This is a genomic window from Frigoribacterium sp. VKM Ac-2859 (assembly GCF_013204925.1).
Lineage (GTDB): Bacteria > Actinomycetota > Actinomycetes > Actinomycetales > Microbacteriaceae > Frigoribacterium.
Window position 1 is genome coordinate 1,428,991 of sequence record NZ_JABMLC010000002.1, and the last position, 26,845, is coordinate 1,455,835.

Sequence of the window (26,845 nt, forward strand, 5' to 3'; positions counted from 1 at the left end):
GAAACCAGTGGACGCAGAGAGCGACATGTCGCGCCGCGCCCCCGAGGTCGACGCTCCCGGCGCCGCCGGTTCCGACGCCTCCGATACGGCGTTCGGCGACTTCAACGTCGCCAGCGACTTCGGCGAGATCGGCGACGCGACCCGCACGGCGGCGGCCGACCTTTTCTTCGGCGACTTCGCGCCCCCGCTCGACCCCGACCTGGTCTTCGAGTGCTCGGCGTCCATGAACGGCGAACACGGTGCGGTGGCCCTCTACGAGGACCGCGTCATCGTCGAGAGCCCCGACGAGCCCGACGGCGAGGCCGTGTTCTCGACCGAGACGGTGCGGGCCTGGTGGCTGGTCGAGGGCGAGACGTTCTTCGCGCTGGTCGTCGAGGCCGACGTGCTGCACCGCACGCGGCTGCCGACGGGCTTCAAGGCCGTGCTCAAGGCGGCGTTCACGAAGGCCTTCGGCCCGGCGACGAGCCCCGCCGGCGCGTGAGCCCCGCGCACCTCCGCCCCCGCTTCGGGGCTTCGGCCCGGTCAGGACGTTCTTTCAGGGGCCCGGTCATGGCAGGATCACTGTGATGGAACCCGAACAGACCCTGCCCCCGGTGCGTTCCGAGATGGGCGGCCGCGACATGGACCAGGCGCGCGCCCTGTTCGAGGACACCTACAACGGCGCCGGGTTCCGCACCGACACCCGGCAAGAGACGTTCGCCTACCGTTACACGACGGCGGGCGACGAGGACATGACCTTGCGGTCGGCGATGTTCCTCGGGGACATCCGCGGGGCCATCCAGCCCGAGCGCGAGTACGTCGTCGCCTGGATCACCGCGGGCGAGGGCCGGGTCGACGTGGGCGCCGAAGAGGCCGCGTTCGAGATCGGCCGCCCGCTGATGTTCCCGACCGGCAAGGCCTTCGAGTTCGAGGTGCGCGAGTACCGCCAGAACCTGGTGCACTTCGACGCCGCCTACCTCGAGCGCATGGCGGCCGAGCACGAAGGGGCCCTCGCCGGGCCGTTGCAGTTCGACCACACGGCCGTGCCCGACCTGGCGAACCTGCGTCGTTGGCAGTCCACCATCACTAACGCCGCGAAGACCATCCTCGGCGGCGAGTCGACCGAGCTGCTGCGCTCCGAGCTCAAGCGCGAGTCGGCGTTCGCCCTCCTCGACACGTTCTCGCACCGGTCCATCGACCTGCCGCCCGCCCTGCTCGTCCCGCGCAACGCCCGGCTGCGCGAGGCGGTCGAGTACCTGCACACGCACTCGCACCTGCCGGTCAACATGACCCAGCTGGCCGAGTCCGTGCACCTGACGCCGCGGGGGCTGCAGCAGGCCTTCAGCCGACAGCTCGGCGTGACGCCCACCGAGTACCTGCGCACCATCCGCCTCGACCACGTGCGGGCCGAGCTGATCGAGCTCGCCCCGGGCGAGGCCACCGTCGGTGCCGTCGCCCAGCGCTGGGGCTTCACCCACCTGAGCCGCTTCACGGCGTCGTACGTCGGACGCTTCGGCGAGTACCCCAGCGCGACGCTGCAGCGCTGAGCCCGGGCGGTCAGCCGCGCCGGCGCGAGCAGGCCGCGCCGCGCCTCCTCGGCCGTCCCGCCAGCCGGGCACGCCGCCACGATGTGAACAGTCCGCCACGTCTTTGTGTGGCGGACTGTTTACTTCATGGCGGGATGGGGTGTGGCGCGACCAGCCCACCAGCCACCACGCCAGGAGGTGGTCACCGCGCCACGGGAAAACCTGGCGCCGTGACCACGTCCTGGCGCCTTGACCACCTCCTGGCGCGGTGCCCGTCACCCGGCGGCGTGGGCGCGACGCGGGGCAGCCTCCTGGAGGCGCGGGTCGCCACCCGACGCGGGTCGCGCCCGACGGCGCGCGGGTCGCGGACCGCGGGTTGTGCCCGATGGTGCGCGAGGCGGGTGGCGTCAGCCGCGTAGCGCGCCGGCGACCCGGTCCCACCAGGCGGCCGACGCCGCGCGGGTCCCGTCGAGGCGGTCGGCCCACGCCGAGCGTACCGCGTCGCGTCCGGCCCAGGCCGCCAGCGCGACCGCGTCGGCCTCGCCCGCGAGCAGCTGCGCGGCCGAGACGACGCTCGTCTGCCCGAAGTTGCCGAGCGCCCCGGTCAGCTTGATCGTCGTGTAGTCGTCGACCGCGAGCCCGACCGTCGGCACGCCACCCGCGACGGCGAACACGGCCGGGTGGTAGCGGCTCGTCAGGTGGAGGGCCGCCCCGCGGGCGAAGCGGGCGGACGCGGGGGAGTCGGTCGTGGGTTCGACCCGCGCCGGCACGGTCAGCTGGTCGAGCACGGCCCGGTGCAGCAGCGAGTCGCCGCGCTCCTCGGTCGGGTCGAGCGAGCCCCAGTGCGCGAGGAACACGACCTCGAGCCCCGCCTCGCCCGCCACCCGGTCGAGCAGTCGGGCGACGGCTGTGGCGAAGGCTCCCCGGTCGGCGTCGCCCACGTGCGCGGACAGGCTGACGGCGAGGTACGGCGCCGCCGCACCCGCCGCACCCCCGGCAGGAGGCGCGGCGTCGAACCCGAGGAAGCTCGCGTCGTCCACCGTCCCCATGGTCGTCGCCGGGTCGACGCCGAGCGACCGCACCAGCTCGAGCGACGCGCCCTCGCGCAGGCCCACGAGCGCGGCGGCGTCGAGCAGTTCGGTGACGAGCTCGCGGTCCTCGCCCTCGAGCACCGGCCCGATGGTCTGCCCGCTGACGACCAGCGGTTTGTCGAAGCGTCGGGCGATGAGCCCGAGCGTGTTCCGCTCGTAGACGTGCATCGGCCAGAGCGAGGCCATGTTGCCGCCGCCGGCGACGAGCACGCCGTCGGCCTCGCGGACGGCCTCGACCACCTGCCAGGCCGGGTCGTCCTGCGGGAGGTGACCCGCGCCTCCGTCGATCGCCGACAGCACGCGGGCGCGTCGCTCGCGCTGGCCGAGCCGGCCGCCGGTCGTCGCGGGGTGGAAGCCGATCGCGGGCACGGCGTCGATGCCGTACCGCTCGGCGGTCTCGGCCGGGTTCGACGAGACGCCGGTGATCGTGGCGCCGCGGGCGCGCAGCTGCACGGTCGCCTCGTGGAACATCGCCTCGTCGCCGATGTGGACCATGCCGTCGAGCACGCCGACGTCTCCGATGGTGACGATTCGCACGGGTGTGACCTCTCGCTGCGGGACTCGGCAGCGGGATCGATGCCGCCCACGACGGTACCGGACCCCCGCGGCGTCGAGCACACCGGCCCGCCACCGGGCGGCCACCGGGCGGCGATAGGCTCCACCAGGCCCCGGGCTCCCCGGGCCGGGCACCGCACCACCACCCCGCCGCACCCGAGAGGCACCGCCATGGGCATCCAGACCTCGCTCGACGCGATCCACGAGGCCGACCGCCTGGTCGACTCGATGCGCCTCGCCGACGACCTCGCACTCGACGCCGCGCGCACCGGCGGGGCCCGGACGATCCGCGTGCTGCGCGGCGCGCTCGGCAGTCCCGACCAGCTCGTCGCCATCGCGGCGACGAACGCCCTCGCGCAGGTCTTCGACGAGCAGGCCGACGTCGTGCTGAGCGACCTGCTGTCGAGCGACCGCACCTTCCTCCGCGAGCACGCCGCGTCGGCGCTCAGCCAGCGGCTCCCCCGCTACGACACGGTCGGTCGGCTGATCGGGCTCGTCGTCGCCGGGGGCTTCACCGGCATGGTCGCGCAGCGCACGCTCGAGCAGTGGTCGTCGGCCGCCCCCGCCGTGGTCGGCGTCGCCCTCGAGGGCGCCCTGATCGGCGTGCACGAGCCCGACGCCCGGTACCGCCTGGTCGAGACGCTGGGCCTCGTGCGCGCCCGCATCACCTCCCGCCCGCTGCTGACGATCGCCCGCGACCGGGGCGAGGACGAGCACGTCCGCGTGGCCGCCGTCTCGGCCCTCGGCCAGCGTCGTGGCGACCAGGCGGTCGCCGCCGTCGTCCACGAGCTCGCCCGCCACGACGGCTACCTCGGCGACGTCGCGCGCCTGTCCGCGATCGACCTCTCCGCCCCCGACGAGGTGCCCGACGGCCACCGGGTGCACGACCGCGGAGTCGAGGACGGGCCCGACGGCGACCACCCCGCCGGGCGCGACGGCCTCACCATCGCGCAGCTCTTCCTGCACGCCGACATCGACGCCGGCCTCACCCACGCCGGCAGCGGCGACAACGGCGGCATCGCGACGCTGCTCGTCCGGCTCGGCGACGCGCTCGCCGCGGGCGGCGTGCTCCCCGCCGGAGCCGTGCTCCCCGCAGGAGGCGCGGTGCAGGCCCTCGGCGACCGTCACGTCGAGCGGGTCGTCACCCTCTCGCGCGGGTCGGCGGACGCGGCGGTCGAGAGCGTCCACGACCTGGCGACCCGCGCCTCCGGACACGTCTACGGACGCGTGCCGCTGCTCAGCGACCCCGTCTCGTCGGCGACCGCGTGGCCGCTGCGGGTGGCGGCCCGGCGCGGCATCCGGCGGGTGCTGCGCGCCGCGGGCGGCGTCGACCTGCTGCACCTGCGGATGGCCGACGTGGGCAGCCTCGCGGCGGCCGACGTCGCCCGCGAGCTCGACATCCCCGTCGTCTTCACGGTCGCGCCGGACCCGCACGCCGTCATCCAGTCGCTCGACCTGTCGGGCGCGCTGACCCGCGAGACCTTCGGCGACGTCGACGAGGTCGAGCACTTCTGGTTCCGCACCCGGCTCGTCCAGCAGCTCGCGTCGAACGCGTCGCACACCGTGCTGTTCCCCCGGCCCGAGCTCGAGCGCGACATGCGCGAGCTCGTCGGCATCGACGTCACCTCGCACCCCGAGCGCCACACGATCGTGCCCGAGGGCATCGACCTCGGCGTGGTCGACCGGTCGGTCGCCGAGGCCGCCGAACACGCCGCGGGCCTGCCCGCGACCCCGCCGCTCGCCGAGCTGGGCGCGCTGCTCGAGACCCTGCCGCCCGAGCGTCGCGGCCTGCCGCTGCTGGTCAGCGTCGGACGACTGCACCGGGTCAAGGGCATGGCGACGATCGTCGAGGCCTGGGCCGACGGACCCCTGCGGGACCGCGCGAACCTGCTGCTGATCGGCGGCGACCTCGAGCACCCGAGCGCCGACGAGCGCGAACAGCTCGACCTGATCGACGCGATCGTCCCCGCGAACCGGCACCGCGCCTCCGGACTCCTGTTGCCCGGCCACCGGCCGAACGACACGGTCGCCCGGTGGGTCGCCGCGGCCCGCTTCGGCCTGCCCGGGCTCGCGGCGCCCCGCGGCGTCTACGTCTGCGGCAGCCTGAAAGAGGAGTTCGGCATCGCCCTGCTCGAGGCGATGGGCTCCGGTCTGCTCGTCGTCGCGCCGCAGGGCGGCGGGCCCTCGACCTACGTGCGCCAGGGTGACACCGGCTGGCTCACCCGCACCTGGGACGTCGACGCCCTGCGCCTCGCGATGGGCGAGGCGCTCACCGCGGCCTCGGTCGAGACGACGGAGGCGCGCGCGGCCCGGTCACGCGACACCGTCGAGCGGTCCTTCACGATCCAGGCCATGGCGCGATCGCTGTCGGGCGTCTACGACACGGTGCACCACGACGAGCTCGAACAGCGCGAGTGGAGCGTGAGCGCACGATGACCCTGCTCGTCATCAGCCCCGACTACGCGTCGCACCTGCTGCCGCTCGCGACCCTGGCCACCGAGTGGCGCGACCGGGGCGAGCGCGTCGTCGTCGCGACCGGCCCGGCCACCGCCGCCATCGTCGAGTCCTTCGGCTTCGAGCGCGTGCACCTGCAGCTCGGGCGCGGCTCGAACCCCGGGGTGATCCGTGCCGAGGAGCAGGTGGCCGAGGAGGACGCGTCGCTGCGCGGCTTCTTCGACGCCACCCGGCTCGGCATGGTCGAGACGCTCTCGTACCAGGCGCGCGAACGCCTCACCGACCTCATGTGGCAGCCGGTCGCCACGGCCCGGGCCGTGCTCGACGTGGTCGCCGCCGTCCGGCCCGACCAGATCGTCGTGGACCACCTCGCGTTCAGCGCCCGGCTCGCGCTCGTGGCCGGCGGCGTGCCGTTCGCCGACGTCGTGCTGGGGCACCCGACCGCGCTGCCCGTGGGCGACGAGGTCTACGGCTGCCCGCCCGAGTGGCCCGCGGCGTTCGGCGGTGCCGGCGCTGGTGCCGACCCGGCGCTGGCCGGAGGCCGCACCACCGTCGAGTCGTCGAACCACCCCGGAACGTGGTTCGACGACGCGAACGTGGTGCGAGCCGCCGGAGATGCGTCGGTGGCGCGGGCCGACGTCGGCGCCGCGCCCGAGGGCGTCGCCGGGCTGCGCGAGCTGTGCGAGCGGGTCGACGCCTCGTTCACCGCCGAGTGGAACGCCGCGCTGGCCGAGCTCGCTCCGCACCTGCCGCCGTCGACGAGCGCCTTCGGCGAGCACGGCGACCTGCTGCTCTACAACTACCCGGGCGAACTGGCCGACCCCGAGCGCGAGGCCCTGCTGCCCCCGCACGTCTGGCTCGGATCGGCCGTGCGTGCCGAGCCGGTGGACGCCGAAGTCGCCGCCTGGCTGGCCGGCGGCCCCGACCCCGACCCCGCGCCGTTCGTCTACGTCAGCTTCGGCAGCTTCCTCTCGGTGCGGTCGGACGTGCTCGGGCGCGTGGCCGAGGCCCTGCGTCGGGTCGGGGTGCGGGCCGCGATCGCGCTCGGCTCGGGCGACCGGGCCGACCTCGGCGAGGTGCCGAGCGACTGGCTCGTCCGCGAGTTCCTGCCTCAGGTGACGCTGCTCGACGCGGCGACCGCGGCCGTCACGCACGGCGGCAACAACAGCGTGACCGAGGCGATGACCGCGGGTGTGCCCGTCGTCGTCCTGCCGTTCTCGACCGACCAGTTCGCCGGGGCCGCCGCCCTCGAGCGCACCGGGGTGGGCGTGGCGCTCGCCCCGAACACGGCGACGGTCGACGAACTGGCGGAGGCCCTGCGGCACGTGCTCGACCTGCCGACGCGCGACCCCGGTGCGGCCGGACGCCTGGCCGGGCTGGCGGCGTCCCTGCGCGAGACGCCCGGACGGGCACGAGCCCACGCGGCGCTGACCGGGCGCGACTGACCGAGCCGGCCCGCGCCTCCTCGGCTCGCCCCGCCTCCCTAGCTATCACGACGTGCCGCTCGCCTTCGCGGGCGAGCGGCACGTCGTGGCGTCTGGTCCGTCCGGCCGAGGGCCGACCGGCAGGAGGCGCGGGTCGGCCTACATCGTCCGGGTGTGGAGGATGCCGCCGTCGACGTCGAGCAGGGCCCCGTGCACGAAGGCCGCCTCGTCCGACGCCAGGTAGCGCACCGCGTGGGCGATGTCGACGGGACGCACGGGTCGACCGGCCGGGGTGGCCGCGGTCAGGGTGTCGAGGACGGCCGCCGACCCGGCGTTGCCCGGCGTCGACGTCGCGCCGGGCGCGACGCTGTTGACGCGGACGCCGCGGGGGCCGAACTCGGCCGCCCAGGTGCGGGTCATCTGCTCGACGGCGGCCTTCGACGCGGTGTACATGGCGCCGAACGGCACCCCGACCCGGGTCATCCACGAGCCGATGTTGACGATCGAGCCGTCTCCACGGTCGGCCATCGCCGGCGCGAGGGCCCCGACGAGCACGTGCGGTGCCCGGACGTTCGTCGCCAGGATGGCGTCGAGGTCGGCGTCGTCGAGGGCGTCGGTCGGCATCGTCGGGTAGACGCCGGCGTTGTTGACCAGGATGTCGATGCGGCCGCCGAGCACCTCGGTGGCCCGGGCGGCGAAGGCGCGGAGGTCGGCGTACGGGCCGGCGAGGTCGGCGGGCACGGCGTGGGCCGAGCCGCCTCGGGTGGTGATCGCGTCGACCACCCGTCGGGCCCGGGCGTCGTCGCGGCCGCTGACGACGACGGTGGCACCGGAGGCGGCGAGCACGCGGGCGATCGCCTCGCCGATGCCGCTGGTCGAACCGGTCACGAGGGCGGTGCGACCGGCCAGGCGGTCGTCGGTGGGCAGGGAATTGAGGACTTCTTCATTGGACTGCATGGTCCATTGCTAGCACGGACTGGACCGTCGAGTCCAGTGTTCGTGGACCGAATGGTCCAATCGTCGTAGGATCTCTCCGTGGACGAGACGAAGATCACCGAGCGCGGGCGGCTCACCCGCCAGAGGATCATCGACGAGACCGGTCGGCAGATCCTCGCCGCGGGCATCGGCGGGACGACGCTCGACACGGTGCGGGCCGCGACGCTGACCAGCAAGAGCCAGCTGTTCCACTACTTCCCCGGCGGCAAGACCGAGCTGATCCACGAGGTCGCCCGGTGGGAGGGGCGTCAGCTGCTCGAGGCGCAGGAGCCCGAGATCCACGACCTCGGCACCTGGGAGTCGTGGGAGCGCTGGCGCGCCGCCCTGGTCGAGTACTACATCAGCCTCGGCCGCTGGGCCTGCCCGATCGGCACGCTCGCCGCTCAGGTCGCCGCCACGGACGCCGAGGTCGAGCGCAGCGTCAAGGCGAGCTGGGACGCCTGGCGCGAGCAGCTGGCCGCGGGCATCCGGCGGCTGCAGTCCTCGGGCTCGGTCGACGCCTCGGCCGATCCGGTGCGCGTCGCCACCGCGATCATCGCCGCGATCCAGGGGGGACTGCTGCTCAGCCAGTCGGAGCGGGCGGGCTGGCCGCTCGAGGCCGCACTCGACCACGCGCTCGGCCCGTTGCACACCGTCCGCCGCGACTGACGCGGGTCGTCCGCCGGACGTGCCCTGCGCCTCCTGCGCTGTCGCTCTCCGGCTCTGTCGCCCTTCGGCTCTGTCGCTCTCCAGTTCTAGGCGCCGAAGACGACCGCGCGCATCGCGTCCTCGCCGACCGCCGCGTCGCGGTACCGCTGCATCAGTGCGGCGTTGGCGTCGTACTGCGGCCCCTCGCGCACCTCGGCCTGGTGGTGCAGGGCGAAGACCATGCCCTCGTGCCGTCGCGGGGCCTCGCCGAGCAGGGTGGTGTGGGCGAGGTACCAGGCGGCGTCCTCGAAGCCCCAGCCCCGGAAGCGTTCGTCCTGCCCGCCGTGACTGCGCCACGAGGAGGCGCGGGTCACGTAGACCCCCGAGCAGGCCCCGCGCACGAGCTCGAAGTCGCACCGCTCGAGGGGGGTGCCCGCGGCCGCCTGCGCGGTGCCGTCGCGTCCCAGCCAGTGGTACTCGGTGTAGGGCAGGTGCACCCGGCCGCTCGTGCGGGCCGCCTCGATCGCCGCGAGCAGGGGCTCGCGTTGCGGCAGGGTGTCGGCGTCGCCGATCACGGCGACCTCGTCGTCGGCCAGGCCGGCGACCCCGAGGTTGCGGCACTGGGCCAGGTTGAACACCGGGTCGGGGGAGTCGATCGTGCGGATCTCGGCCTCGGGCAGGGCGTCGGCGTACCAGTCGCGGACGACCTCGAACGCCGCGACGCGACTGGGTTGCGGACGCCAGGGGAGCACGACGGTGACCATCCCGCGAGCCTAGCGGCGTGCGCCGGGCCGCCCCGCGCCTCCCGCGCCGCGCTGTGCCTCCCGCCCCGCGCCTCCCGCACCGCGTCTCCCGCGCCGCGCCGTCCCGCCCCGCGCTGTACCTCCCGCCGCGACGAACGATGCACCCGGTTTCGAACGATGCACCCGGAAGCAACCGGGTGCATCGTTCGAAACCGGGTGCATCGCCGTCCGATCGCACGCCGAGCAGGCCTCAGGAGGCGCGGGTCGCGTCCGCCGCACCCGGCAGCGTCAGCTCGAGTGCGTGGCCGCGCACGTGCGCCAGGGCCCGCTCGACCGCCCCGGTGGTCACGACCGCGTCGCCCAACGTCGAGGCGACGACCTCGGGCGCGGCCCGGTGCGTGAACCGGCTGAGCCACGGTGTCGTCCGGTCGAGCAGCAGTCCGAGGGAGGGCGCCACGGCCCCGGCGACGACGATGCGGTCGACGTCGAGCATGCCGCTGAGCATGGCGCAGACGCGTCCGAACCGTTCGGCGGCCTTCTCGACCAGGCGCAGGGCGGTCGGGTCGCCGGCGTCGGCAGCGGCCAGCACGGCGGGGGCCTCGAGCTCGTCGAGCGGGATCGCCCGCAGCGGCGACGAGGCCGGCACGGTGCCGAGCTCGCGCGCGGCCCGGGCCCAGTCGCGCAGCAGGGCTCCGAGGCCGTCGGCCGACCCGACGCCCTCGACCAGGTCGAGGAGGCGCATCTCGCCCGCGGCACCGCGGCTGCCCCGCACGAGGGCTCCGTCGAGCACGAACCCGGCGCCGAACCGCTCGCCCGCCAGCAGGGTCACGAACGACGTGGCGGCGCCGGCACCACCACCGACCTCGCGGTCGGCACGGGACGCGGCCGCCGCCTCGGCCACGGCGGCCAGGTTGGCGTCGTTCTCGACGACGACGGCCCAGCCGCGCTCGGCGAAGAGCCCGGTGTAGTCGGGGTTCATCAGCACCCAGAAGTCGGCACCGACCTCGATCGGCGACCGGCCCTCGGCGTCGGTCGGCGCGGGCACGCCGAGCGCCACGGCGAGCACGTCGGCGTCGCCCAGCGAGGCCTCGTCGAGGACGTCGTCGACCAGCCGTGAGACCGTCCGGCGGCGGTCGTCCGCCGTCCCGTCGGGGTCGATGCGCCGTGCGACGCGGGCCACGACGTCGCCGCGCAGGTCGGCCACGACGGCGGTCAGGTGGTGGCGGCCGGCGTCGACGCCGACGACGTGCCCGGCGGAACGGGCCAGGGCGTAGCGGCGCGCAGGGCGGCCCTTGCGGTACTCGCCGGTCGAGCGGGCGTCGGCGAGCGACACCATCCAGCCGTGGTCGATGAGGTCGTCGCAGACCCCGAGCACGGTGGACCGGGTGAGTCCGGTGAGGGCGATCAGGTCGCTCGCCGTGACCGCGTCCGCGGACCACGCGTGCCGCAGCACCTCGGCCGCGTTCATGCGGCGGAGCAGGCTCGGCGACGACACCCCGGTGCTCAGCGCCACCCGCGCCTCCTCGTGCTGTGGCCGGTGCCTCGCGACACGGCGGATCTTTTCGACGACGACCCATGGTGCCACGCCGGGAATTGATCTAGGGTCTAAATCTACACACCAGATCAACTCGGTCCCGACGCTGTCGTCGGGGTCGCGACCCGGGAGACGACGACGTGCCCACACCCCCACTGCCCTCCGGTGCCGGCCTCAGCCGACGCACCCTCCTCGGCGGGATCGGTGCCGCCGGGGCGGCGCTCCTCCTCGCCGGCTGCGCCCCGTCCGGCTCCGGCCGCGGGCGCACCGAGATCACCTTCTACGCGACCAAGCCCGAGGCGATCCCCTACTTCTCCGACCTCGTCTCGCGCTTCAACGAGTCGCAGTCGGCGGTCCGGGTGATCCACGACTCGACCTCGGGCATCTCGGCCGGCTTCGTCCGGGGCAACCCGCCCGACGTCGCGGCCTTCACGTACAACCTCGAGATGGCCCGCTTCATGGAGCGCGGGGCGCTGAGCGACCTGGGCGACCTGCCCGAGGCGCGCACGATCCGCCCCGAAGTGCAGGAGCTGGTCGACCAGTACGCGACGTACCCCGGCCGGACGAGCGTGCTGCCGTACTCGATCACCGCCGCGTCGGTGATCTACAACCAGCAGGTCTTCGCCGACCTGGGCGTCGAGGTGCCGACCACCTGGGACGAGTTCCTCGCGGCGTGCGACACCTTCACGGCGGCCGGCGTCACGCCGATCTACAGCACCTTCCGCGAACCGTGGACCGTCGCCCAGGGCCTGTTCGACTACACGACCGGCGGGTCGCTCGACGTCGCGGCCTTCTACGAGAAGATGAACGCCGAGGGCACGAGCGTCGGCCAGGGCGGCTCGGTCTCGTTCGAGAAGGACTTCCGCGAACCCGTCGAGCGCATGGTGCAGCTCGGACGGCTGTCGAACGCCAACCGCAACAGCCGCGGGTACGGCGACGGCAACCTCGCCATGGCGCAGGGCGAGGCGGCGATGCTCATGCAGGGGCCGTGGGCACTCGGTGAGATCACCAAGGCGAACCCCGAGGCGAGGGTCGGCACGTTCCCCTTGCCGATGACCGACGACCCCGCCGACCGCAAGGTGCGGGTCAACCTCGACCTGGCCCTGTGGGTGCCCGAGCAGTCGCGCAAGCAGGACGCCGCCCGCGAGTTCCTGACCTACCTGATGCAGCCCGAGATCCAGGACGCCTACAACCGCGACTTCCTGGCGTTCGGCACCACGAGGTCGGCCCCCGCCGTGACCGACGAGCGCATCGTCGGCATGCAGGGCTACTACGACGACGCGCGGTTCTACCAGGGTGCGTCCAAGGCGATCCCGTTGACGATCCCCGCCGAGAACTACGTGCAGGGCATCGTCACGGGCGCCAGCGTCGAGGGCACCCTGCGCACCATGGACGCCGACTGGCGCCGCCTGGCACTCCGCGCATGAGCGCGATCGACGGCGCGGGCCGCACCACGGCCCCGGCCACCCCGACCACCGCCCGAGTCGAAGGAGACCCGATGGCCACCACCACCCCCACGGCCGCGCGAGGCGCCCGCACCTCGCTGAGCGGCAGCACGACCGGCAACCCGCGGCGCCGCGGCAGGCGCGTCGACCCGGTCTTCTACTTCTTCCTCGTACCGACGCTCGTCCTCTTCTCGCTGGCGATCACCCTGCCGGCCGTGATGGGCGTGTTCTACAGCTTCACGAACTCGATCGGCTTCGGCGAGTTCGACATGGTCGGCGTCACGAACTACCTCGCGATGGCGACCGACCCGGCGATCCTCGGCTCGTACGGCTTCACGATGGGCTTCGCACTGGTCACGGTGATCGCCGTCAACGTGATCGCCCTGCTGTTGGCGATCGGCCTGACCTCGCAGATCAAGGCGAAGACCGCGCTGCGGGCCGTCTTCGTGATCCCGATGGTCATCTCGGGCATCATCATCGCGTTCGTCTTCCAGTTCCTCTTCTCGAACTCGTTGCCGGCCCTCGGCGCCTCGCTCGGCATCCCCGGTCTGCAGGACAGCATCCTCGCGAACGCCGACACCGCCTGGATCGGCATCGTCGTCGTGACCGCATGGCAGGCGATCCCGAGCACGCTGCTGATCTACATCGCGGGCCTGCTCGCGATCCCCGGCGAGGTGTACGAGGCGAGCAGCCTCGACGGCGCCTCGGGCTGGAAGCAGCTGCGGTCGATCACGCTGCCGCTCGTGGCGGGCTACGTCCTGATCAACACGATCATCGGCTTCAAGAACTTCCTGAACTCGTACGACATCATCGTCGGTCTGACGAACGGCGGCCCCGGCACGTCGACCCGCAGCATCGCGATGACGATCTTCACGGGCTTCACCGGCGGCGACTACGCCTACCAGATGGCCAACGCGACCATCTTCTTCGTGATCGCCGTCGCGATCGCGCTCGTCCAACTCCGGATCACCCGCGGAAAGGCGGCCGTCTGATGGCGAACACCGCACTCGTCACCCCGGCCGCCTCGGCGGCCCCCACCCCAGGAGGCACGGGTCGCGACGCCGACGCCGTCACCCGTCGTCGACGCGGTCGCGTCGGTCGGGAGCGCCCGAACCGCCTCGTCACCGTGCTGCTGGTGCTCGGCACGATCACCGTGCTGATCCCGATCTACGTCACCGTCACGATGTCGCTCAAGACGTCGGCGCAGGCCGTCGACGGCAACGCGTTCAGCCTGCCGGCACCGATCGACTTCTCGAACTTCGCGACCGCCTGGCAGCTGACCGACTTCCCGCGGGCGTTCGGCATCTCGACCCTCGTCACGGCCGCGACCGTCATCGGCACGGTCGTGCTCGCCTCGATGGCGTCGTACGCGATCTCGCGCAACTGGGACCGCAAGCTGTTCCGCTTCTCGTTCTTCTACCTGCTGGCCGCGATGTTCCTGCCGTTCCCGGTCGTCGCGCTGTCGCAGATCAAGTTGACCGGCATCGTCGGCCTCGACAACCCCGCCGGCGTCGCGCTGCTGCACGTCATGTTCCAGCTGTCGTTCTCGATCCTGCTGTTCACGGCGTTCCTGCGGTCGTTGCCCGAAGAGCTGGAGGAGAGCGCGCGGCTCGACGGCGCCACCACCTGGCAGGTCTTCTGGCGCCTGGTCTTCCCGCTGCTCGCCCCGATGAGCGCCACGGTCGGCATCTTCGCCTTCCTGGCCTCGTGGAACGACTTCGCGATGCCGTCGCTGATCACCGCCGACCCGTCGCTGCAGACCCTGCCCGTGCTGCAACAGATCTTCCAGACGCAGTTCAGCAACGACTACAACGTCGCCTTCGCCTCGTACCTCATGGCGATGGCCCCGGCGATCGTCGTCTACCTCTTCACCCAGCGCTGGGTGATGGCGGGCGTGACGCAGGGCGCGATCAAGTAGGCGTCCGTCGGGGGCGCGGCCCGCGCCTCCCGACCCCCAGGCAACCCACCACCACCGAGAGGACCTCGCTCCACGATGACCGACACGCTCCGCACCGCACCCTCGACCGAGCTGCTGACCGACGACCCGACCTGGTGGCGCCAGGCGGCGGTCTACCAGATCTACCCCCGCAGCTTCGCCGACTCGAACGGCGACGGCATCGGCGACCTGCCCGGCATCACGGCGGCGGTGCCCTACCTGCAGCGGCTGGGCGTCGACGCGGTCTGGCTCAGCCCGTTCTATCCGTCGGCCCTCGCCGACGGCGGGTACGACGTCGACGACTACCGCGACGTCGACCCCAAGATCGGCACGCTCGCGCAGTTCGACGAGATGATCGACGCGCTGCACGCGGTCGGCATCCGCGTCATCGCCGACCTCGTGCCGAACCACTCGTCCGACCGGCACGTCTGGTTCCAGGAGGCGCTGGCCGCCCCCGCGGGATCGCCCGCCCGGGCGCGCTACATCTTCCGCGACGGTCTCGGCGAGACCGGCGAGCTGCCGCCCTCGGACTGGACGTCGATCTTCGGCGGCCCGGCCTGGACCCGCGTCGCCGACGGCCAGTGGTACTTGCACTCGTTCGCGAGCGAGCAGCCCGACTGGGACTGGGACAACCCGGAGGTGCGCGAGGACTTCCTGACCACGCTGCGCTTCTGGTCGGACCGCGGCGTCGACGGCTTCCGGGTCGACGTGGCGCACGGGCTGGCGAAGAGCCTGCCCGAGGTGCTGCCGTCCACGGCCGAGCTCGAGGCGCTGCCCAAGGCCGACGGCGACCACCCGCTGTGGGACCGCGACGAGGTGCACGAGATCTACGCCGCGTGGCGTGAGGTCTTCGACGAGTACGACCCGCCGCGCATCGCCGTGGCCGAGGCCTGGGTCGAGCCGTCGCGCCGTGCCCGCTACGCCAGCGCCGAGGGCCTGGGTCAGGCGTTCAACTTCGACCTGCTCGAGGCCGACTTCGACGCCACGCAGTTCCACGACATCATCACCTACAACCTCGACGCCGCCGAGGCCTCGGGCTCGTCGACGACCTGGGTGTTCTCGAACCACGACGTCGTCCGTCACGCGACCCGGTACGGCCTGCCCGCCCTCGACGGTCGCGACGTCAAGCAGGGCGCCGAGTGGTTGCTCTCGGGCGGCACCTCGCCCGAGGTCGACGTCGAGACCGGCCTGCGTCGGGCCCGTGCCGCGTCGCTGTTCATGCTCGGCCTGCCCGGTTCCGCCTACGTCTACCAGGGTGAGGAGCTCGGGCTGCCCGAGGTCGCCGACATCCCCGCCGACGAGCGCCAGGACCCGTCGTTCTTCCGCAACCCCGGCGTCGACATCGGTCGGGACGGCTGTCGCGTGCCGCTGCCCTGGACCCGGTCGGGGCCGTCGTTCGGCTTCGGCGCGGGCGAGGCGCACCTGCCGCAGCCCACGTGGTTCGGTGAGTACTCGGTCGAGGCCGAGGAAGCCGACGCGACGTCGACGCTCGCGCTCTACCGGGCGGCCCTCGCCGCGCGGCGCGACCTGCAGACCGACGAGACGCTCGACTGGCTGCCCGTCGACGGCCGCGACGACGTGTTGCACCTCGTCCGCCCCGGCGGATGGCACGTGGTGTGCGTGTTCGGCACCGAGCCCGTCGACCTGGCCGCGCTCGGGCTGGGCTCGGGCGAGGTGCTCGTCGCGAGCGGACCGCTGACGGATGCCGGGCAGCTGCCGGGCGAGACGGCGGCCTGGCTGCGCGGCTGACGTCGGCCGTCCCCGGGGTGGTGGCCCGCGCCTCCTGGGCGCCGAACGGGCGGGTTCGTGGTCGGCGGGCGTCCTCGGACGCCCGCCCGCCGCGAACCCGCCCGTTTCCGCGTACGGCGCCGCCGCCGGCCGGGAGGCGCGGGGCCGGTCAGGCGGGGACGTCGTCGCCGGCCGTGGCCCGGCGCTGCTCGACCTCGGCCTCGAGCTTCGCCAGGCGGGCGAGTCGCTCGTAGTGCTCGGCCTCGCGGTCGAGGTCGGCGAGCTGTTGCTCGGTGCTGCGGACGCGGTGGTCGAGCGTGCGGGCCGCAGCCTCGTGGTACCGGCTCTGGTCGCGGGGCCCGATCTGCTCGACGCGGCTGCCGTACTCGCGGCCCGCGGCGAACCAGACGATGCTGCCGATCAGCGGCAGGAACAGCACGATCATGATCCACAGGCCCTTGGGCAGGTGTCGCACGTCGCCTTCGGGACGCGTGACGATGTCGACGAGCGCCCCCACGATCAGCAGGAGGGGCAGGGCAGCCAGCACGAAGGTCACGGCCCGAGGGTAGGGGGTGCCGCCTGCCCGGCGGAAGCCCCGCGAGGAGGGGTGACCGCACCCCCGCCTGTGCCGCGTTCTGGGTGTGACGGGCCCTCCGGACGGTCGGTAGCGTCACCCGCATCACGGCGACCGACCCCGGTCAGGAGGTGCGGTGCCGGTCGACCACGAAGGGTGCAGCTCCTGAAAATTCGCCTCCACCCCTGGTCAGCGGGCGGCTCTGATCGTAAGGTGGGTCGGTCCGCCCCATCGAGGAGAACCGTGAGTCGACGCGCCGTCCGTCCCAGGAAGCGCTCATGACCGACCCCTCGAACACCCGAGAGACCGCGGTGCCGGCCGAGCCGGCCTCGCCCGTCGAGCAGACGCCCGGTGCCGCCGTGCCGATGACCCGCCGCGAGGCCCGCGCCCTCGAGCGTGCGGCTGCCGCCGCTGCTGACGCTGGTTCTGCTGCTCCCGCCTCCACGACGTCGTCCGCTGCGCCCGTCTCCGCACCGTCCTCCGCTGCGCCTCCTACTGCTCCGGTCGCTGCCGCTGCTGACGCTGCTCCCGCCTCCGCACCGTCCTCCGTCGCTCCTGCGACCAGCCCGACGATGAACCCGGTTTCGAACGATGCACCCACGAGCAACCGGGTGCATGGTTCGGAAGTGGGTGCGACGGCCGCCGAGGCGGCCCCCACGACCAGTGTCGCGCGCCGACCGCGGGCCTCCGTGCCGGCCGTGCTGCGTCGGACCCGAGACGCCGGCCGCCCGAACCCGAGCCCCCGGGCGACCCCCGGCCGTTCGCGGCTCCGGGCCGTCTCGTCGCGCGTCCGTGCGGCGACCTTGCCGGTGCTCGGCGTCTGCGCCGTCATGCTCTTCTTCACGTCGAACCTAACCCCCGCCTCGGCGAGCGACCTGGGTGGGTCGAACATCCCGACCGCCGGTGCCGCGCCGATGCCGACCCAGACCCTCGCGGCGTCGCTCGTCGTGCTGACCGTGTCCGACCGCGACGCCTTCGGGGTGACCGACGCACCGCCGCCGCCTCCTCCGCCGCCCGAGCCCGAGCCCGTCGTCACCTCGAAGAACGTCGCGGGGTCGACGAATTCGTACCGCGCCTCCTCGGGGGCCGGCACCATCGTCAACTCGGGCATCGGTGACATCCGCTGGCCGTTCCCGGGCTCGGTCGTCCTCAGCTCGGGCTTCGGTCCCCGTGCGGCTCCGTGCGCGGCGTGCTCGAGCATGCACATGGGCCTCGACATGACGCCCGGCGGTGGCACCCCCATCGGTGCCGCGGCCGCGGGCGTGGTGCGCACGTCTGGCATGCACGGTCAGTTCGGTCAGTACGCCGTGATCGACCACGTGATCGACGGTCAGCGCGTCAGCACCCTGTACGCGCACATGCAGATCGGTTCGAGCCCGCTGGTCGCCGGGCAGACCGTCCAGGTGGGCGAGCTGGTCGGCAAGGTCGGCCGCAGTGGTGTCGCGACCGGCGAGCACCTGCACTTCGAGGTGCTGCTGGGTGGCACGACGCAGGTCGACCCCAAGGCCTGGCTCGAGGCCAACGCCGGCCGCACGCTCTAGCCAACAGCGACGCCTGACCGACCGGAACGCACGGTACCTCCGTCCGTCTGCACCTCCGCCTCCTGCTGCCGGTGCCGGCGCGGGTGCTGGCGCCGGGGTCGGTTCAGGTGCGTGGGCCGTCGTCGGGCCGGTTCGTCGACACCGGTCCGTCGTGGCGGCCCGTCCGGCACGAACTCGCCCGCTCTCGCGTGCGTCGGCGCCCACCCCCTCGGGCCCGGCGCCTCAGGCTCCGCGCCGCAGGCCGCGCGCCTCAGGCCGCGCCACGCGCCTCACGCCAGGCCTGCACCTCGGCGGTCAGCTCGGCCTTGCGGTCGGCGTCGGCGAACGACGCCTCGACCGAGTTCGTCGCCAGCAGGGCGAGCATGTCGTCGTCCAGCCCGAGCACGTCGCGCAGCGCCTCGTAGTTGTCGCCCACGTAGCCGCCGAAGTAGGCGGGGTCGTCGCTGTTGACCGTGACGAGCAGCCCGGCCTCGAGCATGCGGGGCAGCGGGTGCTCGGCCAGGTCGGACACCACCGCGAGCCGCAGGTTCGACAGTGGGCAGACGGTGAGCGGCACCCGGTCGGCGACGAGGCGGGCGACGAGGGCGTCGTCCTCGAGGCTGCGCACCCCGTGGTCGACGCGTTCGACGTGCAGCAGGTCGAGGGCGTCCGTGACGTACGACGGCGGGCCTTCTTCACCGGCGTGGGCGACGACGTGCAGCCCGAGCGCGCGGGCACGGTCGAAGACGCGGGCGAACGCGGCGGGCGGGAACCCCACCTCGGAGGAGTCGAGCCCCACCCCGATCAGGTCCGAGGCGCGGTGCGCGACGGACTCGAGGGTCGCGGCCGCGTCGCCCACCGGCAGGTGCCGCAGGAAGCAGAGGATGAGCCCGCCGGTGATGCCGAACCGCTCGCGCGCCTCGCCGAGCGCCTGGGTCAGCCCGTCGATGACCTCGTCGACGTCGACGTCGCGAGAGGTGTGCGCCTGGGGGTCGAAGAACATCTCGACGTGACGGAGCCCTTGGGCGTGGGCGCGTTCCAGGTAGGCCCAGGCGAGGTCGCGGAAGTCCTGTGCGGTCTGCAGCACGGCCGTGCACGCGTAGTAGAGGTCGAGGAACTCCTGCAGCGAGCCGAAGGAGTACGCCGCGCGCAGCTCGTCGACCGAGGCGAAGGGCAGGTCGACGTCGTTGCGGTCGGCGAGGGCGAAGACGAGCTCGGGTTCGAGCGTGCCCTCGACGTGCAGGTGCAGCTCGGCCGTGGGCGGCGTCGCGAGCACGGTGCCCGAGAGGCGCGAACCCGAGGAGTCGGTGCCCGACAGGGGCGACCGCAGGTGGTCGCTGCTCGTCGGGGTCGTGCCCGTGAGGGGCGTGCCGGGCGCGGGGGCCGCGGTCGTCGGGGAGGTGTCGATCGCCGTCATCGGGCCACCGTAGCGGCAGCGTGCCTCTCGACGAAGCCCCGTGCACGATCGTTCACCGTCCCGTCACCCGGCGACCGCCTGGGGACGAGACGAGGAGGCGCGGGGCGGCTCGTCGAGGACGCCACCCGCGCCTCCTGCCCGGACGTCGAGGAGGCGCGGTGCGCGACGACCGCACGCCGCGCCTCCTGCAGGTGGCTATGCCGTGAGCACGACGGCGAGCGTCTCGGGCTGGTCGTGCCCGGTCCACGTGCCGGTGAGGACCTCGACCCCGTGGTCGCCGCTGTGGCCGCCGGTCGAGGCGAGGGCGCCGGCGTCGTGTCGACCGAGGACGCGGGCGACGACGATGCGGACCGCCGCGCCGGTGACGACCGTCCGGCCCTCGACCTGGTCGACGGTGAGGCGGTCGACGTCGGGCACGGGGGTGCCCGGGGTGCCGCTGCCGACGACGGTCGAGTTCGGCTCGCGGACCTGTCGCTCGCCGTCGACCTCGAACCAGGCCTCGGCCTGGGTGCCGCCGGTCAGCACGGCCGTCGCGAGGGCCGCGGCCCAGACCGGGTCGGCCGTGCCGTCGTAGACCCAGCGCGTGCCGAGCACCGAGTGCTCGGTCGTCCCGACGACGTGGTCGTCGGCACCGTCCAGGGGAGCGTCGCGATACGTGAGGGGCACCTGCAACTGCACGCCGTCGGGCGTGGCGACGATGATCGTCTCGACGCCGACCTCGCCCGCCGGGTCGTCGAAGCGGAAGGCCGCGACGCTGCGCAGGCCCTCGTCGGCCGTGCCCTCGGACCGGGGTGGGCCCTCGAACCACGGCTGGGTCGGCACCCAGGCGTCGAGCAGGTCGATCTTGGAGGGGCTCATGCCGGCCCGGTGCAGGTGTGCCATGCCGTCGATCGTAGGGCCGACCACCGTCACCGTCGATCACCGCCACCACCACGCCCCGACCCCGCCACCACCACGCCCCCGTCCGCGCGCCGACCCCTCCGGTAACGCGACACCTGTCGTGCGTTCTCCAGCGGTCGGGCGTAGCCTGCGGCCCATGAAGGCACTCCAGTACACCCAGGTAGGTCAGCACCCCGAAGTCGTCGAGATCGAGAAGCCGTCACCCGGCCCCGGGCAGGTGCTGCTGAAGGTCACGGCGGCCGGTGTCTGCCACTCCGACGAGTACGTCATGAGCCTCGGTGAAGAGGACTACACCGCGCAGGGCTACCCGCTGCCGCTCACGCTCGGGCACGAGGGCGCCGGCATCGTGGCCGAGCTCGGCGAGGGCGTCGAGCACCTGCAGGTCGGTGACGCGGTCGCCGTCTACGGCCCGTGGGGCTGTGGGCGCTGCCACCAGTGCGCCCAGGGCAAGGAGAATTACTGCGTCAACGCCGCCGCCGAGGGCATCAAGCCTCCCGGGCTCGGCGCTCCCGGGTCGATGGCCGAGTACATGATCGTCGACGACCCCCGCCACCTGGTGCCGCTCGGTGACCTCGACCCGGTCGAGAACGTGTCGCTCACCGACGCCGGCCTCACGCCGTACCACGCGATCAAGACCTCGCTCCCGAAGCTCGGCGCCGGCACCTACGCCGTGGTCATCGGCACGGGAGGCCTCGGGCACGTCGGCATCCAGATCCTGCGGGCGCTCTCGGGTGCGCAGATCATCGCACTCGACGTGAGCGACGAGAAGCTCGAGCTGGCGCAGCACGTCGGTGCGCACCACACGGTGATCAGCGACGAGCACGCCGCCGACGCCATCCGCGAGATCACCGGAGGCCTCGGCGTCCAGGCCGTCTTCGACTTCGTCGGGGCGGGGCCGACGATGGCCACGGCCGTCGCGGTCGCCGCGGCGGACGCCGACGTGACCATCGTCGGCATCGGTGGCGGCACCGTCGAGCTCGGCTTCGGCGCGATCGCCTACGACGTCGCCGTGCGCATCCCCTACTGGGGCAGCCGCAGCGAACTGATCGAGGTCCTCGACCTCGCCCGGGCCGGCCAGGTCGAGGTCGCCACGCAGCGCTACTCGCTCGACGACGGTCCGAAGGCCTACGAGGCACTCGCCGCCGGCACCGTCCGCGGACGGGCCGTCATCGTCCCCTGACGCGACCACCCCGAGGAGGCGCGGTGCCGGATTCCGCGCACCGCGCCTCCTGCAGGTCGCAGCCGCCGATCGGCCGCACCTGACCCCGTCGTCGCGACGGGGAACGGGGTCCTGGCGCCGGCGAGCACCGCAGGAGTGAGCGTCGACACGTTGTGGCTGGGAACGCTGTGTGGCGTGATTCCGACGATGCTGTGTGGCCTAGCTCGCCCTGTCGGCGTGGCCGGTCGGGTCAGGGGTTGCCGTGCTCGGCGTGTGCCTGGTCGTGGGCATCGGGGTGGTCACCCATCATGCGGAGCATGGGCCATGAGCCGCTGCGGGTGAAGACGACGAGCAGGAACGCCGCGACGAGCAGGAACACGATGTTGAGCCAGGTGGTGTAGTTCCAGCTGATCGAGGTCGTCACGATGGTGAGGTGCCGGTTCGTGGGGACGAGGTGCAGCGGGGTGAAGAGCAGTTCGACGGCGTAGCCGGCGAGGACCATGGCGCCGTAGAAGATCCCGGTGATGCGGAGGGCTGCTCTCCAGCCGTAGTACTTCCGGTAGATGATGATGATCGGGATGATGATCAGGTCGGCGAAGATGAAGCTGATCACACCGCCGAAGCTGATCCCACCGTTCCAGAGGACCGCTGCGAGGGGGACGTTGCCGACGGAGCAGACGAAGCTCACCATCGCCAGGATCGGCCCGATGAGCGGGTCGATCAGGAACGCGAGCGTCGGGTGTCCATCGAGGAACAGTGCTTGCAGCCACGCCTTCGGGACCCAGGCGTCGAAGGCGCCGGCGATGAGTAGCCCGATGACGACGTCGCGGATGACGGATGCCCAGTCCATGACGAAGTACTGCGACACGCTCGTGAGCCCGGGCCTCGAGAACAGTCGCCGCCAGAAGCCCTGGTCGCCCTGCACGGACATGTCCATGGCTGCATGGCCCTCCATCGCGCCGGCGAGGCCCTTGTCGGCCTGTTCGCGGGCGGCGTCGACGATCTTCCCGCGCATCCAGAGCCGGAACCCGAGGGCGATGAGGATGATCATCAGCGGTCCACCGACGAACTCCGCTGCGGTGAACTGCCAGCCCATGACGAACGCGAGGATCAAGCCGAGCTCGACGACGAGGTTCGTGGAGGCGACCTCGAACGCCATGGCCGACGACAGGCTCGCGCCCTTGCGGAAGAGCGTCCGTGCGAGGGCGACGGCGGCGTAGGAGCAGGACGAGGACAGTGCGCCCAGGCCGGTTGCGACGCTGATCGCTCGGGGGGAGTCGTCGCGCATGAGCTTGGTGATCTGGTCGGTGCGGACGACGGCTTGGATGACGCCGGAGAGAGTGAAGCCGAGGATGAGGGGCCAGAGGATCTCCCACCCCATCGAACCGGCTGCTACCAGGGCGTCACCGACTGCGTTGATCACGAACACGTACACCTGCTTCTTCACGTCGCGGGCATGTTCTGCAGCGACAGGGTGGTCACAAAGGGGGGAAGAACCGGTCTCGGGCCGAGGCGGACTGCGTTGCCCGCCTCGACCCTCGACTGGTGTCACGTGGACGCGAGCATGTCCTTCATCTGCGTGATCTGCTCGGTCTGGCTCGACACGATCGACTTCGCCATCGCGACCGCGTCGGTGTTCTTGCCCTTGTCGACTTCGCTCCTGGCCATGTCGACGGCGCCCTCGTGGTGCTGGACCATCTGCTGCAGGAACAGCTTTCCGGCGTCCTTTGCGGATGCCTGGTCGAGGTCGGTCATGTCGGAATCGGACATCATCCCGGACATGGAGTGCCCCGACTCCGTGGGCTCACCCCAGCCCTGCAGCCAGCTGGCGAGCTGAATGATCTCCGGACCCTGCTCGGCCTTGATCTGCTCCGCCAGGGTGGCGACGTCGGGGTCGACACCGTCGCCCTTGGCGAGGAGCGCGTCGCTCATCTCGACGGCCTGCTCGTGGTGCGGCAGCATCATCTGCGCGAACATCACGTCCTGGTCGTCGTGCGCCGACGCGGCCGAGCTCGACGAGGCGGACGAGCCCGCGTCGGAGCTGCTGTCGTTCGTGGAGCAGCTCGCGAGGGTCAGGCCGAGGGTGAGCGAGGCGGCGATCGCGAGGGTGCGCGTGGTCGTGGTGGTGTGCATGGAAGGTCCATTCCCGTGGATGCGTCAGCTGGTCCGGGCAGGCGGATGCCTCCCGGTTCTGGGCATGCGGGAGCCGCCCTGCGGCGGTGTGGTCCCGCAGGGGGCGGATCAGATGCGGATGATCTGCAGTGCCGTCAGTGACGGTGGTTTCGGTGCTGCGATGTGGCGCGGCAGCCGGTCAGCCAGCGCAAGCAGTCGCGACAGCAGCGCGATGACACCGCCGGTCCGTGCGCGCAGTAGCGCCCATGCGAACAGGGCGATCGTCAGCGCGCACGCCATCCCCATCAGCGAGCACATCAGCGCGCACAGGCCGCTGTCGCAGCCGGCGTCGGTGAGGACCGTCAGCACCGCGGCAGCGGGAGCGGCATGCTCCCCGTGGCGGTTTCCGACGGCATGGACGTGCTCGGTGGTGGCGGCGGGAGCTGCCATCGGGTGCTCGTGGCCGTCGGTGTGGCCGGCCATCGTGTGCATCAGGACCGTGAACCCGACCAGCAGCAGCAACGCCAGCGTCGCCGTGACCTGCAACAGCAGCCGGCGACGCGGGGAGGCGGTGGTGGCGAGCATCGTTTCTTCGATCAGGACGAGGGGTGGGGGATCGTCGGGCTGCAGCGGAAGCACGTTCCGTTGCGAGGTCGACCGAATCGAACTGTACCCCCTGGGGGTATGCGCTGTCTCGGGCGGCCAGCCGATCGATCAGCACAGGGTAGGCATCGCGCGACCGTGCCGTGCCAGAGGGACATTCACTAGCCGATCCCAAGAACGACGGATGTGTGACAGCGGTGCCCTTGGTACAGGGTCGTCACCCGCGTCTGCCACCCGTTTCGCCGGGAGTGAGGACGGCTGCCTGCGACCGCCGATCTTTTTCGGCCTTTTTCGGCCGCGGATGAACTCCTGGATGAGCTGCATCGTGTTCGTAGTAAGCGGGCTACCTGGGCCGGCGTACCAGCAGGAGGAAATATGCACAAGCGAATGACCATCACGCTCACGACGGCCGTCTTGGCCGCGGCCGCTCTCTCCGGGTGCGCCACATCTGCCGAATCATCCACGACGACCGACTCCACCGAGCCGGCCCCCGCCGAGACCACCGCGGCAGCGGCAGTCCTCGGCACCGCAACGTCTCCCTTGGGCGAAATCATCACCGACGACGCCGGGTACACGATCTACACGTTCAAGATGGACGAGCAGGACTCGGGCACCAGCAACTGCTACGACGAATGCGCCATGACCTGGCCGGCAGTCGAAGCCTCCGACACGTCCTCCCCAGACGGCATCACGGGCAAGATCGGTTCCCTCACCCGCACGGACGGGACAACCCAGCTGACCGTCGACGGCTGGCCGGTGTACCGGTTCGCGAAGGACACCGAACCGGGACAGGTCAACGGACAGGGCGTGAAGGATGCCTGGTACGTCCTCCAGCCGGACGGCACGATCAACATGGAAGCAGGCACTGAGGGCTCAGCAACCCCAGCGTCCTGATCGCGCGCGTGCCTGCCGGACAGAACTCTCCGGGTTGCAGGCCCTCGCAGCTCCACGACCCCACCCGAGCAAAGGAGCCACTAGGCAGTGCTCATCGACATGAAAGCAGAGACAGTGGGTGCGAATGCGTCGACTCCTTCCGCTCAGACGGTGAACCCATGTCCTGGCCATGTCGATGGCATGAGGTTCGACCGCTGGTGCGCATCGGCGTTTCCCGTTGCGCTCGCTACAGGCACGATGAAAGGCGGTCCTGGATCAGGCACTGGCCGGACTTCACCGGCGCGAGGCGGTGAAGGTCATGACCCGAGCCAGTGACGAGCTCTTGTCGGCATTGTTCGAGTGCCACGGCGGGGCGCTTCGCCGTTACACACACAGCCTCACTCGGAACGCGGCGCTGACCGAGGACATCGTTCAGGAGACGATGCTGAGAGCATGGCAGCGTCCCAAGGGTGCTGGAGCTCGACAAGGATGCTGCTCAAGCGTGGCTGTTCACCGTCGCTCGGCGCCTCGTCATCGACGACGCACGATCTGCCCGGAGTCGACGAGAAGTGGCAGCCCCTGGCGAGGGAGAAGGCGCTGCTCTCGATCGCACTGATGCGGTCCTGGACAGCATCATGGTTGCGGACGCGCTGGCGTCGCTCTCCGACCAGCACCGTCAAGTCGTCGTCTGTGCGTACTTCGCTGGTCAGAGCATTCCTGAAATTTCGAGACGGCTTGGCATCCCAGAAGGAACCGCGAAATCGCGGCTCCACTACGGGTTGCGCGGGCTGAGGCTAGCCCTCCAAGAAAGGGGCGTCACACGATGACTGAGCATCCCGATCTCCAAGCTCACGAGGACCGTTACCAGGACTGGGACGCGTCCTACGTCCTCGGAGCGCTCCCCACCGATGAACGTCGCGAATACGAGCAGCACCTCAGTACCTGCGCCAACTGCCGTGAAGCGGTGACGGAACTTGCGGGTCTCCCAGGCATCCTGAGCCAGATCTCGCCGGAAGAGGCCCTTGCCATCCATTCACCTCTGGGTTCGGACGACACTCCGGCGCCATCAGAAACGTTGTCGCTGATGGCCCACCGCGTCCGCAAGAGTCAACGCCGCCGCCGAGGAGTCATGGCTCTCGCAGTTGCCGCTGCTGTTGCTGCCGCCGTCTTCGGGGGGCTCGCCGTAGGCGCAAGAAACGACGTCGGCCCAGCGACGGCCCAGATGACGTTCCAGCCAATGGACCCCGGAACCGACTCCACCACCCTTACTGCGGGTCTGCAGATCGAGGAGAAATCTTGGGGCACGAGGCTCGATTGGAACTGCGACTACGGCGCGGACGCGCCAGACAACTCCGGATACGAGCTCGTGGTCACACAAACGGACAACACCACGCTCACCGTCGCGACGTGGGACGCAGCCGGCTCGCGTGCCGCAGATCTGTCTGCGTCGACAGCCATTCCCAGCCTGAAGATCGCGAGTGTAGAAATCCGCTTGAAGGGATCCACGGTCGCGTTGGCTCGGCTAGACACCTGAGTACCTCGCGAACGAGACGCCCGTTAGACGGTCGTCATCCGGTCGCGTAGAAAGTCAAGGGCGCAGCTACGGCAGCCGTGAAGTATGGATACTCTCTGGCCGAAACGGCCGGAGC

General features: G+C 71.9%; 25 protein-coding genes. 15 read left to right on the forward strand and 10 right to left on the reverse strand.

The features are described from left to right. Positions 1-7 precede the first annotated feature (7 nt). Together HQQ78_RS14640 and HQQ78_RS14645 are read left to right on the forward strand one after the other, a co-directional pair. Entirely contained in the window at positions 8-481 is a 474-nt protein-coding gene (locus HQQ78_RS14640; RefSeq protein WP_123570969.1) for a hypothetical protein, read from the forward strand. A gap of 85 nt (positions 482-566) precedes the next feature. Next, positions 567-1,526: a helix-turn-helix domain-containing protein gene (locus HQQ78_RS14645; RefSeq protein ID WP_056044714.1), complete on the forward strand. Its 960-nt coding sequence runs from the start codon at positions 567-569 to the stop codon at positions 1,524-1,526. Between the two features lie 386 nt (positions 1,527-1,912). Here HQQ78_RS14645 and HQQ78_RS14650 read toward each other — a convergent pair whose 3' ends face one another. Further along, positions 1,913-3,133 carry a polysaccharide pyruvyl transferase family protein gene (locus HQQ78_RS14650; RefSeq protein ID WP_173154394.1) on the reverse strand — a complete coding sequence of 407 codons (1,221 nt, stop codon included), beginning with the start codon at positions 3,131-3,133 and terminating at the stop codon, positions 1,913-1,915. 189 nt (positions 3,134-3,322) lie between these two features. Here HQQ78_RS14650 and HQQ78_RS14655 point away from each other — a divergent pair, with 189 nt between their 5' ends. Then, the gene (locus HQQ78_RS14655) at positions 3,323-5,587 is read left to right on the forward strand and encodes a glycosyltransferase (RefSeq protein ID WP_173154397.1); all 2,265 of its coding nucleotides are present in this window, start codon (positions 3,323-3,325) and stop codon (positions 5,585-5,587) included. Then, positions 5,584-7,050 (forward strand): glycosyltransferase, encoded by a 1,467-nt coding sequence (locus tag HQQ78_RS14660; RefSeq protein ID WP_254065137.1) that lies wholly within the window; start codon positions 5,584-5,586, stop codon positions 7,048-7,050. The genes HQQ78_RS14655 and HQQ78_RS14660 overlap by 4 nt, the downstream gene beginning before the upstream one ends. Before the next feature lie 138 nt (positions 7,051-7,188). Here the strand turns inward: HQQ78_RS14660 and HQQ78_RS14665 are convergent, their stop codons facing one another. Next, positions 7,189-7,986: an SDR family NAD(P)-dependent oxidoreductase gene (locus tag HQQ78_RS14665; RefSeq protein ID WP_173154399.1), complete on the reverse strand. Its 798-nt coding sequence runs from the start codon at positions 7,984-7,986 to the stop codon at positions 7,189-7,191. 78 nt (positions 7,987-8,064) lie between these two features. Here HQQ78_RS14665 and HQQ78_RS16510 point away from each other — a divergent pair, with 78 nt between their 5' ends. Next, positions 8,065-8,673 carry a TetR/AcrR family transcriptional regulator gene (locus tag HQQ78_RS16510; RefSeq protein WP_173154402.1) on the forward strand — a complete coding sequence of 203 codons (609 nt, stop codon included), beginning with the start codon at positions 8,065-8,067 and terminating at the stop codon, positions 8,671-8,673. 86 nt (positions 8,674-8,759) lie between these two features. Here HQQ78_RS16510 and HQQ78_RS14675 read toward each other — a convergent pair whose 3' ends face one another. Both HQQ78_RS14675 and HQQ78_RS14680 read right to left on the reverse strand, forming a co-directional pair. Further along, positions 8,760-9,416, reverse strand: a complete 657-nt coding sequence (locus HQQ78_RS14675) for a hypothetical protein (protein WP_157489780.1) — start codon at positions 9,414-9,416, stop codon at positions 8,760-8,762. Positions 9,417-9,645: 229 nt separating this feature from the next. Beyond that, positions 9,646-10,908: an ROK family protein gene (locus tag HQQ78_RS14680; RefSeq protein ID WP_173154406.1), complete on the reverse strand. Its 1,263-nt coding sequence runs from the start codon at positions 10,906-10,908 to the stop codon at positions 9,646-9,648. Positions 10,909-11,069: 161 nt separating this feature from the next. Between HQQ78_RS14680 and HQQ78_RS14685 the strand changes: the two genes are divergently transcribed. The 4 genes from HQQ78_RS14685 to HQQ78_RS14700 all read left to right on the forward strand — a co-directional run bounded on the left by HQQ78_RS14685 (position 11,070) and on the right by HQQ78_RS14700 (position 16,059). Then, entirely contained in the window at positions 11,070-12,356 is a 1,287-nt protein-coding gene (locus tag HQQ78_RS14685; protein ID WP_123570963.1) for an ABC transporter substrate-binding protein, read from the forward strand. A gap of 71 nt (positions 12,357-12,427) precedes the next feature. Then, a complete protein-coding gene (locus tag HQQ78_RS14690) occupies positions 12,428-13,366 on the forward strand; it encodes a carbohydrate ABC transporter permease (protein ID WP_082460176.1) in 939 nt (312 codons plus the stop codon). Then, positions 13,366-14,292 (forward strand): carbohydrate ABC transporter permease, encoded by a 927-nt coding sequence (locus HQQ78_RS14695; RefSeq protein WP_173154409.1) that lies wholly within the window; start codon positions 13,366-13,368, stop codon positions 14,290-14,292. Before HQQ78_RS14690 ends, HQQ78_RS14695 begins: the two co-directional genes overlap by 1 nt. Positions 14,293-14,367: 75 nt before the next feature. Beyond that, complete coding sequence (locus HQQ78_RS14700; RefSeq protein ID WP_173154412.1) at positions 14,368-16,059, forward strand: glycoside hydrolase family 13 protein; 1,692 nt, start codon at positions 14,368-14,370, stop codon at positions 16,057-16,059. 148 nt (positions 16,060-16,207) lie between these two features. Here the strand turns inward: HQQ78_RS14700 and HQQ78_RS14705 are convergent, their stop codons facing one another. After that, positions 16,208-16,594 carry a PLD nuclease N-terminal domain-containing protein gene (locus HQQ78_RS14705; RefSeq protein WP_371740415.1) on the reverse strand — a complete coding sequence of 129 codons (387 nt, stop codon included), beginning with the start codon at positions 16,592-16,594 and terminating at the stop codon, positions 16,208-16,210. A 296-nt stretch (positions 16,595-16,890) separates the two neighbouring features. On the opposite strand from HQQ78_RS14705, the gene HQQ78_RS14710 reads away from it, so the two are divergent. Next, positions 16,891-18,153: a M23 family metallopeptidase gene (locus tag HQQ78_RS14710; protein WP_173154415.1), complete on the forward strand. Its 1,263-nt coding sequence runs from the start codon at positions 16,891-16,893 to the stop codon at positions 18,151-18,153. A 250-nt stretch (positions 18,154-18,403) separates the two neighbouring features. On the opposite strand, the gene HQQ78_RS14715 is transcribed toward HQQ78_RS14710, so the two are convergent. Next, positions 18,404-19,549: an adenosine deaminase gene (locus tag HQQ78_RS14715; protein ID WP_173154418.1), complete on the reverse strand. Its 1,146-nt coding sequence runs from the start codon at positions 19,547-19,549 to the stop codon at positions 18,404-18,406. 195 nt (positions 19,550-19,744) lie between these two features. Continuing rightward, positions 19,745-20,431: a hypothetical protein gene (locus tag HQQ78_RS14720; RefSeq protein WP_173154421.1), complete on the reverse strand. Its 687-nt coding sequence runs from the start codon at positions 20,429-20,431 to the stop codon at positions 19,745-19,747. A gap of 154 nt (positions 20,432-20,585) precedes the next feature. Between HQQ78_RS14720 and HQQ78_RS14725 the strand changes: the two genes are divergently transcribed. Beyond that, positions 20,586-21,629, forward strand: coding sequence for an NAD(P)-dependent alcohol dehydrogenase (locus HQQ78_RS14725; protein ID WP_173154424.1), 1,044 nt, complete (start codon positions 20,586-20,588; stop codon positions 21,627-21,629). 229 nt (positions 21,630-21,858) lie between these two features. On the opposite strand, the gene HQQ78_RS14730 is transcribed toward HQQ78_RS14725, so the two are convergent. The 3 genes from HQQ78_RS14730 to HQQ78_RS14740 form a co-directional block, all read right to left on the reverse strand. After that, positions 21,859-23,055: a permease gene (locus tag HQQ78_RS14730; RefSeq protein WP_216844346.1), complete on the reverse strand. Its 1,197-nt coding sequence runs from the start codon at positions 23,053-23,055 to the stop codon at positions 21,859-21,861. A 101-nt stretch (positions 23,056-23,156) separates the two neighbouring features. Continuing rightward, positions 23,157-23,741 (reverse strand): DUF305 domain-containing protein, encoded by a 585-nt coding sequence (locus HQQ78_RS14735; RefSeq protein WP_173154427.1) that lies wholly within the window; start codon positions 23,739-23,741, stop codon positions 23,157-23,159. Positions 23,742-23,849: 108 nt separating this feature from the next. Further along, positions 23,850-24,359: a hypothetical protein gene (locus tag HQQ78_RS14740; protein WP_173154430.1), complete on the reverse strand. Its 510-nt coding sequence runs from the start codon at positions 24,357-24,359 to the stop codon at positions 23,850-23,852. Positions 24,360-24,710: 351 nt separating this feature from the next. Here HQQ78_RS14740 and HQQ78_RS14745 point away from each other — a divergent pair, with 351 nt between their 5' ends. The 4 genes from HQQ78_RS14745 to HQQ78_RS14755 all read left to right on the forward strand — a co-directional run bounded on the left by HQQ78_RS14745 (position 24,711) and on the right by HQQ78_RS14755 (position 26,730). Next, positions 24,711-25,217 carry a hypothetical protein gene (locus HQQ78_RS14745; protein WP_158612881.1) on the forward strand — a complete coding sequence of 169 codons (507 nt, stop codon included), beginning with the start codon at positions 24,711-24,713 and terminating at the stop codon, positions 25,215-25,217. Positions 25,218-25,515: 298 nt separating this feature from the next. Beyond that, entirely contained in the window at positions 25,516-25,812 is a 297-nt protein-coding gene (locus HQQ78_RS16515) for a sigma factor (protein ID WP_371740414.1), read from the forward strand. Next, positions 25,730-26,023, forward strand: a complete 294-nt coding sequence (locus HQQ78_RS16520) for a sigma factor-like helix-turn-helix DNA-binding protein (protein WP_371810529.1) — start codon at positions 25,730-25,732, stop codon at positions 26,021-26,023. The genes HQQ78_RS16515 and HQQ78_RS16520 overlap by 83 nt, the downstream gene beginning before the upstream one ends. Continuing rightward, positions 26,020-26,730: a zf-HC2 domain-containing protein gene (locus HQQ78_RS14755; RefSeq protein ID WP_123570957.1), complete on the forward strand. Its 711-nt coding sequence runs from the start codon at positions 26,020-26,022 to the stop codon at positions 26,728-26,730. The genes HQQ78_RS16520 and HQQ78_RS14755 overlap by 4 nt, the downstream gene beginning before the upstream one ends. The last annotated feature ends 115 nt before the right edge of the window (positions 26,731-26,845 follow it).

Excerpts from the sequence above, each read along its gene's own strand:
- HQQ78_RS14645 (WP_056044714.1), top strand. The coding sequence starts at position 567 with ATGGAACCCGAACAGACCCTGCCCCCGGTGCGTTCCGAGATGGGCGGC.
- HQQ78_RS14655 (WP_173154397.1), top strand. The coding sequence starts at position 3,323 with ATGGGCATCCAGACCTCGCTCGACGCGATCCACGAGGCCGACCGCCTG.
- HQQ78_RS14660 (WP_254065137.1), top strand. The coding sequence starts at position 5,584 with ATGACCCTGCTCGTCATCAGCCCCGACTACGCGTCGCACCTGCTGCCG.
- HQQ78_RS14665 (WP_173154399.1), bottom strand. The coding sequence starts at position 7,986 with ATGCAGTCCAATGAAGAAGTCCTCAATTCCCTGCCCACCGACGACCGC.
- HQQ78_RS14675 (WP_157489780.1), bottom strand. The coding sequence starts at position 9,416 with ATGGTCACCGTCGTGCTCCCCTGGCGTCCGCAACCCAGTCGCGTCGCG.
- HQQ78_RS14690 (WP_082460176.1), top strand. The coding sequence starts at position 12,428 with ATGGCCACCACCACCCCCACGGCCGCGCGAGGCGCCCGCACCTCGCTG.
- HQQ78_RS14695 (WP_173154409.1), top strand. The coding sequence starts at position 13,366 with ATGGCGAACACCGCACTCGTCACCCCGGCCGCCTCGGCGGCCCCCACC.
- HQQ78_RS14700 (WP_173154412.1), top strand. The coding sequence starts at position 14,368 with ATGACCGACACGCTCCGCACCGCACCCTCGACCGAGCTGCTGACCGAC.
- HQQ78_RS14710 (WP_173154415.1), top strand. The coding sequence starts at position 16,891 with ATGACCGACCCCTCGAACACCCGAGAGACCGCGGTGCCGGCCGAGCCG.
- HQQ78_RS14715 (WP_173154418.1), bottom strand. The coding sequence starts at position 19,549 with ATGACGGCGATCGACACCTCCCCGACGACCGCGGCCCCCGCGCCCGGC.
- HQQ78_RS14720 (WP_173154421.1), bottom strand. The coding sequence starts at position 20,431 with ATGGCACACCTGCACCGGGCCGGCATGAGCCCCTCCAAGATCGACCTG.
- HQQ78_RS14725 (WP_173154424.1), top strand. The coding sequence starts at position 20,586 with ATGAAGGCACTCCAGTACACCCAGGTAGGTCAGCACCCCGAAGTCGTC.
- HQQ78_RS14735 (WP_173154427.1), bottom strand. The coding sequence starts at position 23,741 with ATGCACACCACCACGACCACGCGCACCCTCGCGATCGCCGCCTCGCTC.
- HQQ78_RS14745 (WP_158612881.1), top strand. The coding sequence starts at position 24,711 with ATGACCATCACGCTCACGACGGCCGTCTTGGCCGCGGCCGCTCTCTCC.
- HQQ78_RS16515 (WP_371740414.1), top strand. The coding sequence starts at position 25,516 with ATGACCCGAGCCAGTGACGAGCTCTTGTCGGCATTGTTCGAGTGCCAC.
- HQQ78_RS14755 (WP_123570957.1), top strand. The coding sequence starts at position 26,020 with ATGACTGAGCATCCCGATCTCCAAGCTCACGAGGACCGTTACCAGGAC.